The following is a 12,453-nucleotide window of genomic DNA, read 5'->3' on the forward strand; positions in this document are numbered from 1 at the left end:
AAATGAGAGCGGATCAATCAAGGTCCACCCCCCCCGGGAAAGCAGAAAATTCTTGAAGAACGTCCAGCAAGCAATCCCAGGCACGTCCCCGGCGGCAAGGCCGGGAAACCAGAGAGCACGGCTATCCTACCGATCGCCATGAAGCACAGACGAACATTCAGTATTGGCCAATATGAATGGCTTTTAAGCGAGCGAGCAAAAGAGAAGAATCAGATCCGGCAAAGGGTTGAAAGTCACTCATGACTGAAGATATTCACACAGTGCATGCCGCACACCTAACATCTAATGAACCATGCGGAATGCACGGAAAGTGGGAAGTGACCCAGATTACCATGAGAGCATCGCCGACGACCTGGCGACATTCACCGAAGGAGTAGTACATGGGCAACGATGCCAAGATCTCTTCTGAACGTTCCCGGCAGACGACAACAATAGGCGATGTATTTGAACGAATGACGTTCACACGAGCGCATTGGAAAATCGCTATCGCATTATTCGTCGTCTTCGTCATCGAGTCATGGGAGCAACTTGCCTTAGTTTACGTCTCCGACGACGTCGTGAAGCAATTCTCCCTCAACGAGGTTCAGCTCGGTTGGCTTCTTGCAGCCGTCGCAACAGGAATGATCCCGGGAGTCCTAGTTTGGGGCCCTATAGCCGACCGGATTGGACGCCGGAAAGTTGCCACCATCAGTCTCGCCACTTATGGCGTCGTAGCCTTGCTTTCGGCCGTCGCCCCGAGCTTCACTGTTCTGTTAGCGATTAGAATCGTCGCCGGTTTCTTGTTCGCCGGAATCTACACAGTGACTTTCCCTTACTTCCTCGAGCTGATGCCGACGCGAGTGCGCGGACGGGCAACGGTATTACTTTCAATCGGCTGGCCAATCGGCGTGCTCCTAGCCCTTGGCGTGACAGTGACCTTTAGCTCTCTAGGATGGCGCGCAGTCGTTTTGGCCAGCGCAGCTGCCTGCCTTTGGCTCTTCGTCATTCGTGCCTGGGTCCCCGAATCCCCACACTGGCTCGCCATCAAAGGCCGAGATTCAGAAGCATCAACGGTACTGAGGAAGCTGGGCGTGGAAATTCCCGAGGGCACCAAATTTGAGATGAAGGCGTCAGCCCTCGGTAATCCCATCAAGCTGGTTCAGAAACCATTCTTGCGAATTACAATCCAAATGTTGATCGTGAACTTCGCTTTCAATTGGGGCTACTGGGGCCTGCAGGTATGGTTACCGACACTTCTGCAACAGCGAGGGCTAAGTCTCTCTGACAGTCTTGGCTTTGTTGCCATCAGCGCGATGTTCATGATTCCGGGCTACCTCGTGGCCTCATTTCTCACTACGCGTTGGGGGCGGCGTGCGGTCTTCCTCCTATTTATCGGTGGAGCGATCGCAGGTGGCGTTTTATTCGCACTCTCCTGGGACCTCACCTCGCTCAACGTGGCTAACTTCATTCTCTCATTCTTCATTCTCGGCGGGTGGGGCATCTGGAATACCTGGAACGGCGAGCTTTACCCGACTTCATTGCGGAACACTGGATTCTCGTGGGCTACAAGCGCCCAGCTCATCTCGAACGCAATAGCACCCGCAGTCATCGGCGTCATGCTCGCGGGTGCGGCTTCGTTCTCAACGACGGTGCTCTTCATTGTGGCATTCTTGGTAGTGACATTCCTCGCGGCGATGACTTTGCCTGAAACAGAGGGTAAAGAACTGAGCTAGCTGGCACGGACCGAGGTAAAAATGATTCTATCCATAGCCGCCGATGAGCGGGGATTTGTGTCGATTCTTCCTGGAACTCAACTCCGAGCCGCTGCGGTCGTCGAAGGTCACCACCAGAAATGGAACCCCCAGAACCTAGCCCAAATACTCAATCCTGAGACCGAGGGTATTTCAGAAGTTCGAATAGCCATCGAGCCGCAGGCAGGAGACCTAGATTTCTCAGATGTTTCCGTAATCCGGCTCTCCCCCGCCAGCTCGCCAGCACTGGGGCCGCTCAGCGGTTGGCCACGCGCACTCGCAGAGCCTATTCGCTCGCGGGTCCGTGTGGCCAACGGCGGCACGCGTCTTCTGGGAGCCAGGCACGCTTTCTCCTCTCACGATGAGCTCATAAAAGTCATCGATGACCTGTTCCAGGCCGGATCGCGGGTATTTGCCGTGGCAGCTACCGGTGCATTGAGTGATGCTGAACCCGAGGAACGTCTAGCAATGCTTATCAGGGAACGAGTCCCAAACGCGATTGTGGTTCTTTCTGCCGAAATCGGAGGCGTAGGTCTCCGAGAACGGGAAAATTGTGCCATCCTCAATGCGGGTTTGGTGCGCTGGGCTGCTGCCCGAACCAGCGAGCTCTCCAAGGCTTTTCCCCACGCAGAGATTTACATTGGGCGCGGCAGCGGGGGAATGGTCTCGGCCGACTACTTTGAGCGATTTCCAATGGTGGCATTGAAGAGTGCTAACGGAGCCATCCTTTCTGGAGTAATTGAGCAGCATTCGCTACAGGCTGCGGTAGTTGCAATCCCCCAAGGGGACAGAGAATTCGCATCACTCTATTTTGTAAATGGCGGCCAGGTTGCACGCGAAGAGCTGAACGTTTTCGCCGGAGTTTGCGTAAATTTGAATGCTTTCCGAACCCTCCAAGTTCCAGTAGACAAGCTGGACGGAGCAGGGGCGGAATGGGACGGACTGCCCCTTATCCGGCTAGAAGATGCCCAAGAAACTGACGCTGATGAATATTTGCGGCTAAGAGCCGCTGCTCATGGCCTTGTAAATGCATGTGTTCGTACGGAATTGACACGTATTGTGTACGGCTTCGAGAACGGAATAACCGGGTCTCTCACCCAAAGCATCACCGACGATCTCAGCGGACGCGCAATCACCGCAGGCGCCCACCCGCTCCGACTGGGCGTCCCACGCATCGAGGCTGCGCCCATGGCATATCTGCCGGAGGGCTCTTTGATTGTTCGCGCCGTATTATCCGGTGAAAATCGGTGAGTATGGACAACGTGCCCATAGGTGTTCGGGAATTAGAGATTCTGACGCTAAGTGCAGGAGTCTATTCATCAGGTATCAATTTCTCAGCGCTCAGAGCCATGCACGACTGGACAGTTGAGACATTGTCCAAGCGCCCGGCGCAGATGCAAGACGTTAATTCATGCACTGATGAGTACACGTACGCTGTTGTGAGTATTGTCGGTTCATCAGCGGCTCTCGCAGAGTATCTTCCAGACGGCGGAGAAATCGAAAGAGCTTCCAAAGCTTTTGAACGAGTTGTTGGCCGCAAGATCCGAGGAATCGTTGCCCTGAACTTGTCTGGGGAAAATGCTCTACTTGCCGTCCAGGCCGCGGCTGTACTCGATGTTCCAGTGGTCGACGGCGACGGATGCGGCCGGGTCTTTCCGCTGCTAGAGCAAACACTCTTTACCCTTGGGGGGATTACTGCTGGCCCGTTCGTACTGGCCATGCCGGGCGAAGAAACCATCACAGTCGACGTAGCCCACGAGCGCACAGAGGCCTTTGCCCGCTTCTGCGTCGCCGCTGCCGGAGGCTGGGGCATCTTCTTCGGTTATGCCATGACCGGTCAGCAACTGAAGGCAACCACGGTCTCAGGTTCAATGAGCGGACTGCTCGAGTTGAGCGGCGACCGACTACCGACGAGATCCAGGTCCAAACCGCGAACTATATGCCGAGGAACCATCAGTGCGCTCGAATATCCAGGACACATGTCACCACACGCCCTCGATGGAATCGCTTTCCCTTCTGATGCGGTCAGCATCTTGCTCCGCGAGGAAGGCGGGCGCTCGCGTTTGATAAGGCTAGAAGCGCACAACGACATCTTTTTCGCGCTGGCAGATGGGATCCCCATAGCCACAACTCCAGATCAGCTCCTCCTAGTTGACGAAAACTACCGAGTTGTTGACATCGACCGCCTGGTTCTAGGCCTCCGCGTCGAATTCGTGGTCATTGATGCACCACCCGCCTGGCACACCGAGACCGGACGATCACTCGCCGGTCTGGGGAGTCCATTAATATTGCAGACTCCGGAGAGATCGCGTGCCTGACTATTCGATGACGGTTGCCGAATTGATCTCCCGGCTCGACATACCGGTGGTGGTCTCGACCGCTGCGGGACTCGAAAAGCCAGTCAGTGGCGTAAAAATAGTAACCACGAGAGAAGCCGTCAAGGTATTGCCTCCACGCACCGCGCTTGTCGTGGCAGGTGATGTGGCTTCCAGCGGGTGGAGTGTAGATCTTGTCATTCGCGCCGCGTGGGAGAGAGCAGCTGCCTGCGTCATCCTGCCGCATTCGGACGTGCATGCAAATTCGACTGCAGCACTGGCACAGAGCTTAGGGATCGTTCTCCTCGCCATTACCTCTGACCCATTAGATTTCGCTGTCCAAGCTGCCATGATCATCTCTTCGCCCGACGCTACCGCTGCCACGATCGTGGCTGCCGTGGCTGAACTTTCGACCCCTGCGGCGAGCCCGGCCCGCACAGTCAAAGGGCTGGGTCGGGTATTGCCCGGATACGACTTTAGTGTGACAGACGAGTGGGGCCAGGTGGTAGCCACAACTGCACTAGCCGCCTCATCGCGCAGCACACCCAACGGGCCACAGACTGCAGCGGTGTCCGATGTATCTGTGAAGGTACCGTTCCCCAGGTCTGACTCGATGGCGACAATTCACGCCATTTCACGCCATTCATACGAAAGCCTTCGCCAAACTGAAATTCGTCACGTGCTCAGGATTGCTGCCGCACCGCTCACCTCATGGGCTGCTTTGCGTAGACTTCGTGACCAAGAGCAAGAACATCATGCGGCGGAATTGCTGGAACGCTTCCTGGAAGGATCCGAGAAAGATCATGACGTCCTCGCCGAAATAGCGGCCCTCGGCTGGTCCAGCGCGGGTCCGCACTTCGTCGTCGTCGTACCGGTTGAAGAAGGCCGCCGGCAACGGCTAAGACAATCAACTCTTCTTCGCGAGCGGTGGCTCACTTCACGGGAGGCAAGCCCGTTCGTCGAAAGCGGTTCGGCTTTCGTGCAGTGGATTGCAGCCGAGCATGCTGGCAAGGAACTGGACCCAGAACAGCTGTTGCAAGACACGGCAATGTCAGTTAAGGCGTTAGCGAGTGATTACGTGAAGTCCGCCGGAATCGTAGGGCCAATACAAAACTTGCGTGAACTCTCAGCGGCCATAGAAAAAGGTCTCTTGGCGGCAAGAATCGCCGCCGAAACAGGACAGGCCGCGCTGGACAGCAACGCCATCTCAAAGCGAGGGGTGCTACCTATTCTAGTTGCCTCAGACACGCTTGCCGTGGCCCGGGCGACCCTCGAAAGACTAGCCGCAATCGATCACGACGGTGAACTCGTGCGGACACTTCTAGTCGCTCTTGACAACGGTGAGCACATTGCAAAGATCGCGAGAGTGCTCAAGCTGCACCGTAACACTGTTGCAGCGCGGCTTGAGCGAATCCGCTCACTTGGCATAGACACCGCAGACCCTGACCGACGTCTCGCCATTCACGTTGCGGCGAACCTGCTTGTCAACAGTAGCGATACAAGCGGCCGTCGTCGCCCATCATGATCCGCAGGCCAGCCAATTCTGCGGAACTAGGCGTTGCCATATCCGCCGCCGCCGCCTGACTCACAGAGCAAAACATCTCCTGCTCGCACCCGAATCGCGTTGGCCTTCAGTAGTTCTCGCTCATCCTGGGTGCCGGGATTGAGGCGAACCCTAGGGGCTTGCCCGCTCCCACCGCCAAATAGGCCCCATGCGGGCGTAACTGAACGCTCCCACCAAAGCGACAAATCCTGATCGGCTTCGAACACATACTTCCTGATGACACCATCGCCGCCGCGCCATTCGCCAGCTCCACCTGATCCCTCGCGTACTTCATAACGCTCGATCCGCACTGGAAAAAGAGTCTCCATTACTTCCACTGGCATGTCCCGGAGAGAACCATTGACATTGTTGATCAAACAACTTTCCCCGTCGCTACCTGCCCACGCACCCCAACCACCAACAGTCGCTTCCTGAGACAGGAAAGGCATCTGCGTGCGAGGATCCGTGCCCATCATCTGCACGATCAGTGAGTCGCCGTAACTTGCAGCGGCGGCCCGATCGGGCATGGCCGGAGACAGTGCAGTCACGACGAGGTCGATCAAAAGTCCAAGGTGTGAGTAGTAGTACTGCACGGCAGCAGGCTCCTGAGCCCCGAGAACAGAGCCCTGCCGAACATCGACGGTTAGTGGCAAAAATGACCCACCGTTAAGGGGTAAGTCAGGACTCAGGAGAGCCTTATATGCGACGCGGCAGGCGGCCACCGCCTGAGCGCGTCCGCAGTTGATCGGCCCGAGTGCCTGATCCGCTGATTCAGTTAGGTCGATATGGATGCGATCCCCACTGACCGTGACTTTCACGACTATTGGAATCGGTGTTCCGATGTCAATACCGTCATTGTCAAGTCTCCCTGATGCGCTGTACTCGCCGTCGGGGACAGCAGTGATTGCCTCACGTTCAAGCTGGGCAGTCTGAGCAAAATAGGAGTCACGCGCGGCTTCGACAGTGTCAATGCCCCAACGCCGGGTAATCTCGCGCAGTCGTGACGTTCCCGTCCTAACGCAGGCGATTTGGGCACGCATGTCTCCAATTAGTGGTTCGGGGAAACGAGAATTTGTGGCGATGAGATCAATGATGGGATCAATTTCCAAACCGCCGGACATGAGTTTGGTTGCGCCTAGGCGCAAACCCTCCTGATAGATGCTCGTCGAATCCATGGAGCCGCCAGGGTCTTTCGATCCTAGGTCAATCCAGTGCGCTCGTGATGCCGCAAAACCGATGAGATCCTGACCGCTGTCATCGAGAAAGATGGGAGCGTAGATAGTCACATCGTTCAAATGTGCTCCCGCAACGTAGGCATCATTCATAACCCAGACATCGCCCGGTTGCCACACGGCAGAACCAAAGCGCTCTTCAGTTGCGCGGGTACATTCTTCGAGGTTACCGAGGAAGATGGGTAGCCCCGAGGACTGCCCAAGCACACGATGAGCTGAATCGAGGATAGCGACGGCGCAGTCTTTCGCCTCGTAAATAGTGGGTGTATACGCGGAACGGATAAGTGTCGTATTCATATCCTCCGCAGCCTGTGACAGCGCGCAGCGGATGATCTCGGTCGTTACAGGGCTGATATTAGGCACGCGGGTGCACCTCCATAGTGAGGACGCCACTGACTTCCCGCGTTAGGGATGCAAGTGGAGAAATGACTGTCGTTGTGGTTTCTTCAAGGACGATCGCCGGACCCATAATGCGCTGGCCTGGGATAAGTCTCGAGCGCTTGTAGACAGGAGCCGTGTGAGTCTCTCCGTTGAAAACAATGGCAACGTTCTTAACGACGCCCCCGCTTTCCAGCGCACTACCCCCTGTGATATGCCCATGCGGGCTCTTTCCCGTGCCAGTCACTCTGATATTGACGATTTCGAAGGGTGCCGCACCGTTGGCGTGCCCGTATCGGCTGCGGTGACTGCGTTCAAATCTCGAGGCGATATCTCCGATAAAATCTTTACCGACCACTTCATCGAGCCCCAGCAGTGGAATGCTCAGTGTGTAATCCTGTCCGATGTATCGCATGTCCAGCGCATATTCCACACCTTGCATATCAGTGGTAATCGCTTGAGTGGTCAAAACCTCGCGGGCCTCATCACCGAGCTTGCGCAGCGCGACCTGCAATTCAGTCCCGTCAAGCAAATCACGTTGGACGTAAAATTGGTGGCTGAAGTCGCGACGAACGTCGGCACCAAGCATTCCCCACGCCGAGAACGCGCCTGGATACTCCGGCACGATTACACGTGTCACGCCCAGCTCCCGGGCAATTCCCTCGGCATGCATGGGTCCCGCACCTCCGAAGGCGATAAGGGTGAAATCTGTTGGTTCCAGTCCGTGCTCGACGGTCAGCGTGCGAATCGCTTGTGCCATTGTCGCGTTCGCAATGTCAAGCACGCCTTCAGCCGCTTCGATCGTTCCGAGCCCAATCTCTGCTCCCAACCGTTCAACGGCCACGGAAGCCGCAACCCCGTCCAGTGTCATTCGCCCACCGGCAAACCAATCAGGATCTACCCTGCCTAAAACCACGTTCGCATCCGTAATCGTCGGCTCCGTTCCTCCGCGACCGTAGCTGGCTGGACCAGGCGTCGCACCGGCGGAGTCAGGCCCCACACGTAGGCCACCTCCAGCGCAGCGAGCAATCGAGCCGCCCCCTGCACCGATTGTGTGGAGATTAACAAGAGGCATGAGTACTGGGAATCCGTCAGCACTGCCATCGGTGGTGATATCCGGGGCGTGATTGAGAATGAGTGAAACGTCGAATGAAGTGCCGCCCATGTCGATACAGATGGCGTGCGGGGTTGCCAGTACCTTACTGAGCGCGGCTCCCCCTGCAGCACCGCCAACGGGACCCGAAAGCAGTGTTTGAAGTGGATGCTGCCGAGCAAAGTCAGCAGAAACTATCCCGCCGGATGACTGCATGACTTGAACTTGGGCAGATATGCCGGTCTGTACGAACCTTTCGCCAATTTGTTCAAGGTAGTTGCGCACAACGGGACCTGTATAGGCTTCTAGTACTGTTGAAGACGTGCGCTCATATTCGCGCCACTCCCCGCTAACACGGTGCGAGAGTACGATCATAATCTCTTCCCCGAGGACTTCGCGCAGAATCTCCTCGATCCGCAATTCATGTTCTGGTGCCAGGAAACTGAAAAGCAGGCAGACAGCGATGGACTCGTAACCTCTTTCCCGCGCGGCAACCGCTAATTCGTGAACACGTTGCTCATCAAGCTGATATAACTCGGTTCCGTCTGCTTTCACCCGACCTCCGACACCGAATGTGTCCTCACGCGCAACAAGTGGCTTTTGTTTGCGATAGTGAATGTCGAACATGCGTGTGCGATTGCCGCGTGCGATTGTGTACACATCGCGCATTCCCTCATTCGTAATCAGCATGACGTTCGCGCCCTTCCGCTCTAACAAAGCGTTCAATCCCTGCGTTGTTCCGTGCACGAAGTATTCGATTTCGCCGGGTTCGATGCGAAGTTGGGTTATTGCCTGAAGGACCCCATCGGTTAACCGACCCGGAGTCGTGTCTGCTTTGGAAGCAGTAAAGTTTCCAGTTTCGGTATCATGCACGACAATGTCTGTAAATGTCCCACCGATATCCATTGCGACGCGAAAAGCCACGAACGTCCTCCTTAATTGGTCAACTGATTACAACGATAGACATCGTCAACTTTTTCAGCAGTGCACTGTGCACACTTAGATTTCAACTACTAGGCATCAAGCCTGACTAGTCTGAGCACCCGACCAAACATCCTCATGCAAGTGGACAATTCGTAGGGCTGTTTCGTCACGCACGAATACGGCCGTATTGCGGCTCAATTCCGGATCCAACGGACACCCGTGGAGGTCTGTCAGATCGACCTGCAACCAATAGCTGGCGACTAGAGCCCCAGAAGCGGAGCACACCAAAAGCTCCGTTACAGTCAGCTGTGTTTCAGCGAAGGTTGACGGCAAGGCAGAGTTTCGGCCTTCTCTCAGGACACCGAGCTCGAAGAATCCGGAAATGAGATTGGCGTGCTCAGAATCAAAGATCTTGACGTTGGGATCTAGACAACTATCTATTTCCGCCGAGTCGCCTCGGAGATATGCGGCATACATTCTTGAAAGTACGACAGCGACCTCGTCGTGACAGGGATGGACGCCTGTCACGACGGCACCACAATCTGATGTGCACACGACAGCGACGCAACATATTTCTCCCTGCCATCCCCCACTACAGTGCTGACTATGACGGGAATCAGCGCATCATCGTCACTCATGTCCGGTTCGGGATTCAAACGAGAGATCTTGGACAGTACCTCAGACATGGTGGGCTCCTTTGAAAGTTGATTAGCAGTTCCATATTCTTCCAAATTCGCTCTTCTGCGATCAGTGCATGGCGCACAGGCCTTGAAGGTCCCCGTTGAAGTTCTGTTGAGTGAAGCCCGTATCCGTGCACCTCTGTATTAGTGGGCAGTGGGAGAATCTGAACCAAGAGACACAAAATTTGGCAATCACCTTCACTTACTCTCTCCGAAGGCCGTCTCACAGAGGTTGTCCAACGCCTCAAAGACACCCCTGTGAAAGGTCTCTTTGTGAATGGTGTGATGCTTCCGAAGGCAGACTCGCGGGGTAGGCTTCGCGCTGATCTGGCACTGCTCCCCTCGGAATGCACTACTTCCGGAATCGGACACCGCTCCCGCGTGGCCGCCGTCGGACTTAAGTAGCATGTCAGGTAGGCAGATCATATTTCGACACAATTCCGCGAACCGTGCGGGTGAAAGGAGTCCCTGTGGACATGCGTTTGGAATTAATTCCGTTGCCTTCAACGGAGGTTGCCCGGAGCATAGCTTTCTACGTTGACCAAGTGGGCTTTCACCTCGATCATGACATTGAGCCCGGCAACGGTATGCGGATCGTCCAGCTAACACCACCAGGCTCAGCATGTTCCATCGTAATTGGTGTTGGCATCAGTGACCCCCATGCGGCACCGGTACATGGCCTACATTTAGTCGTGGAAGACCTTACTGCCGTCCGCCTGAAACTTCTCGGAAACGGGGTGGAGGTATCCGAGGTCAGCGATATGGGCGGCGGTGTCAGCTACGCCTATTTCAGCGATCCCGACGGGAATTCCTGGGCACTTCAGCAAATCTCCCACTAGCGCAAGTCCGTCAGCGCCATCATTACCTCAATCCAAAATGGCCTAGTTTAGCGCTGACAAAGCACGCGATAGTTCTCTGCATTTGGCCCACAACCATCCAGGCGCGAACACAGGCAATTGCGAGGCCACCCAGCGGTGGCCGCCACATTCGGTGTTCAATATTCGCTGCCAAATTGGCTTCAGCAAATAGATTGGCTGCGGCAAATAAGAAGTGCCACATTGGCCGGATTGAAACACTCTCCTGCAACTCCGCGACCGACAAGGTCAAACAGCTATACGCCTGCATCACCGAGATAACATGCCGCTGAAGTGGTTTCTGAAGACTCTCCGTGTCGAGGTATCGTCCTTTGGCCCAACAATTCCGCTCATCCTAACGATGGGGAGCCACAGCCCAACGTACTGATGCCTTGGGCTCTTACAACGGGTTCCGGCATCGCGCCCGTGACCGCCGTCATCCCGGAACTTGACACCGCCCTGGTGGTCACCCCAGAAACCGTGGCGGACCTTCAAACACTCCCGTTACGGCTGACCATCATCTGCGACGGACCCATCGTCTGCGAACTCGGACAGGCCCTCGCCCGCCTCGGGTCACAGGTAATTATGGTGGCCCGCTCCGGAATCCTTCCCAAGGAAGACCCCGATGCGGTCACGCTGGGGCGCAAGATGCTGCCGGCAGCGACCATGCGAAACACCATCATTGTGTGAGTGTCAACTGCGTGTTAGGCTCGGTGCTCTTTAGCCACGGGACAGCATCGGCTGGGCCACCGCGACTAACGATCCCGCGGCTGCCTCAACCACGATCAACGCACCGCTCTAGTTCGATTCCTTGACCGGTGAGCTGTTTACGTAACCCTCGAAAAACGAATCGAGGTCCACACCATCCTGCGATCTCTAAGGAAGAACTGACATGTCAGCGAACCATCCGGATTTTTCCAACGTGAACGCATTATTCATCAACACCACACTTACTCGCTCGCCTGCCATCAGCCACACGCAATTGCTCATTGATTCCAGTGCCGCAATCATGGCAAAGCAAGGCGTGCGAGTTGATGGGTTCCGTTCCGTAGACCATCAAATAGCATCCGGGGTGTATCCCGATATGCGCGAGCACGGCTGGGAAGCAGACGCGTGGCCGGACCTGTTCCCGCGCGTGCTCGCCGCCGATATTCTCGTAATTGCCGGCCCCATCTGGCTTGGGGACAACAGCAGTGAGACGAAGAAGGTCATCGAACGGCTCTACGCCCACTCCGGGGAGCTAAACGACCATGGCCAGTGGCTCTACTACGGCCGGGTCGGGGGCTGCCTAATCACCGGCAACGAGGACGGCATCAAACACTGCGCTTCCAACGTTCTCTACAGCTTGCAGCACATCGGCTATTCGATACCGCCGCAAGCTGATTCTGGATGGATCGGCGAAGCAGGACCGGGGCCAAGCTATGGCGACATGCAAGACGACGGTACGCGGGCGGGGTTGGACAACGAATTCACAAAACGAAACACCACCTTTATGACGTGGAACCTGATGCACCTCGCACACACGCTGAAAACGATGGGCGGATTCCCCACACACGGCAATCAACGCCGCAAGTGGGACGCTGGGGCGCGCTTTGATTTCGAGAACCCGGAGTACCGTTCCTGACCCGTAGCTATGCTGCAGTGATTCGACAGAACTCAGTGGTCCGTCAACAGGGACCCCTCTACTCGGTTGATGTTTAGTCG

11 protein-coding genes are annotated in these 12,453 nt (G+C 56.0%); 7 read left to right on the forward strand and 4 right to left on the reverse strand.

Annotated elements, in window-relative coordinates:
* Positions 1-380: 380 nt before the first annotated feature.
* The 4 genes from LOH53_RS09655 to LOH53_RS16930 are packed head-to-tail and all read left to right on the forward strand — an operon-like array spanning position 381 to position 5,570.
* Entirely contained in the window at positions 381-1,712 is a 1,332-nt protein-coding gene (locus tag LOH53_RS09655) for an MFS transporter (RefSeq protein ID WP_230067532.1), read from the forward strand.
* A 21-nt stretch (positions 1,713-1,733) separates the two neighbouring features.
* Positions 1,734-2,981 (forward strand): hypothetical protein, encoded by a 1,248-nt coding sequence (locus tag LOH53_RS09660; RefSeq protein WP_230067533.1) that lies wholly within the window; start codon positions 1,734-1,736, stop codon positions 2,979-2,981.
* A gap of 2 nt (positions 2,982-2,983) precedes the next feature.
* On the forward strand, positions 2,984-4,048 hold the full coding sequence (locus tag LOH53_RS09665) for an S-methyl thiohydantoin desulfurase domain-containing protein (RefSeq protein ID WP_230067534.1): 1,065 nt from the start codon (positions 2,984-2,986) through the stop codon (positions 4,046-4,048).
* Positions 4,041-5,570 (forward strand): PucR family transcriptional regulator, encoded by a 1,530-nt coding sequence (locus LOH53_RS16930; RefSeq protein WP_230067535.1) that lies wholly within the window; start codon positions 4,041-4,043, stop codon positions 5,568-5,570. The genes LOH53_RS09665 and LOH53_RS16930 overlap by 8 nt, the downstream gene beginning before the upstream one ends.
* A 26-nt stretch (positions 5,571-5,596) precedes the next feature.
* Here the strand turns inward: LOH53_RS16930 and LOH53_RS09675 are convergent, their stop codons facing one another.
* From LOH53_RS09675 to LOH53_RS09690, 4 genes are all read right to left on the reverse strand, one after another.
* Positions 5,597-7,183, reverse strand: coding sequence for a hydantoinase B/oxoprolinase family protein (locus LOH53_RS09675; RefSeq protein ID WP_230067536.1), 1,587 nt, complete (start codon positions 7,181-7,183; stop codon positions 5,597-5,599).
* The gene (locus LOH53_RS09680; protein ID WP_230067537.1) at positions 7,176-9,215 is read right to left on the reverse strand and encodes a hydantoinase/oxoprolinase family protein; all 2,040 of its coding nucleotides are present in this window, start codon (positions 9,213-9,215) and stop codon (positions 7,176-7,178) included. The genes LOH53_RS09675 and LOH53_RS09680 overlap by 8 nt, the downstream gene beginning before the upstream one ends.
* A gap of 96 nt (positions 9,216-9,311) precedes the next feature.
* A complete protein-coding gene (locus tag LOH53_RS09685; RefSeq protein ID WP_230067538.1) occupies positions 9,312-9,743 on the reverse strand; it encodes a nuclear transport factor 2 family protein in 432 nt (143 codons plus the stop codon).
* Positions 9,740-9,901, reverse strand: coding sequence for a hypothetical protein (locus tag LOH53_RS09690; RefSeq protein WP_230067539.1), 162 nt, complete (start codon positions 9,899-9,901; stop codon positions 9,740-9,742). The genes LOH53_RS09685 and LOH53_RS09690 overlap by 4 nt, the downstream gene beginning before the upstream one ends.
* Before the next feature lie 470 nt (positions 9,902-10,371).
* On the opposite strand from LOH53_RS09690, the gene LOH53_RS09695 reads away from it, so the two are divergent.
* From LOH53_RS09695 to LOH53_RS09705, 3 genes are all read left to right on the forward strand, one after another.
* On the forward strand, positions 10,372-10,734 hold the full coding sequence (locus tag LOH53_RS09695; RefSeq protein ID WP_268251082.1) for a VOC family protein: 363 nt from the start codon (positions 10,372-10,374) through the stop codon (positions 10,732-10,734).
* A gap of 402 nt (positions 10,735-11,136) precedes the next feature.
* Entirely contained in the window at positions 11,137-11,439 is a 303-nt protein-coding gene (locus LOH53_RS09700; RefSeq protein ID WP_230067541.1) for an NAD-binding protein, read from the forward strand.
* Between the two features lie 202 nt (positions 11,440-11,641).
* A complete protein-coding gene (locus tag LOH53_RS09705; RefSeq protein WP_230067542.1) occupies positions 11,642-12,373 on the forward strand; it encodes a flavodoxin family protein in 732 nt (243 codons plus the stop codon).
* Positions 12,374-12,453 lie beyond the last annotated feature (80 nt).

Origin of the sequence: Arthrobacter cryoconiti, from assembly GCF_020905375.1 — a bacterium.
In the GTDB taxonomy this organism is placed as follows: domain Bacteria; phylum Actinomycetota; class Actinomycetes; order Actinomycetales; family Micrococcaceae; genus Specibacter; species Specibacter cryoconiti.

Bases quoted from the DNA above. Each gene is read 5' to 3' on its own strand.
- LOH53_RS09655 (WP_230067532.1), top strand. From the start codon at position 381: ATGGGCAACGATGCCAAGATCTCTTCTGAACGTTCCCGGCAGACGACA.
- LOH53_RS09660 (WP_230067533.1), top strand. From the start codon at position 1,734: ATGATTCTATCCATAGCCGCCGATGAGCGGGGATTTGTGTCGATTCTT.
- LOH53_RS09665 (WP_230067534.1), top strand. From the start codon at position 2,984: ATGGACAACGTGCCCATAGGTGTTCGGGAATTAGAGATTCTGACGCTA.
- LOH53_RS09690 (WP_230067539.1), bottom strand. From the start codon at position 9,901: ATGTCTGAGGTACTGTCCAAGATCTCTCGTTTGAATCCCGAACCGGAC.
- LOH53_RS09695 (WP_268251082.1), top strand. From the start codon at position 10,372: ATGCGTTTGGAATTAATTCCGTTGCCTTCAACGGAGGTTGCCCGGAGC.
- LOH53_RS09700 (WP_230067541.1), top strand. From the start codon at position 11,137: ATGCCTTGGGCTCTTACAACGGGTTCCGGCATCGCGCCCGTGACCGCC.
- LOH53_RS09705 (WP_230067542.1), top strand. From the start codon at position 11,642: ATGTCAGCGAACCATCCGGATTTTTCCAACGTGAACGCATTATTCATC.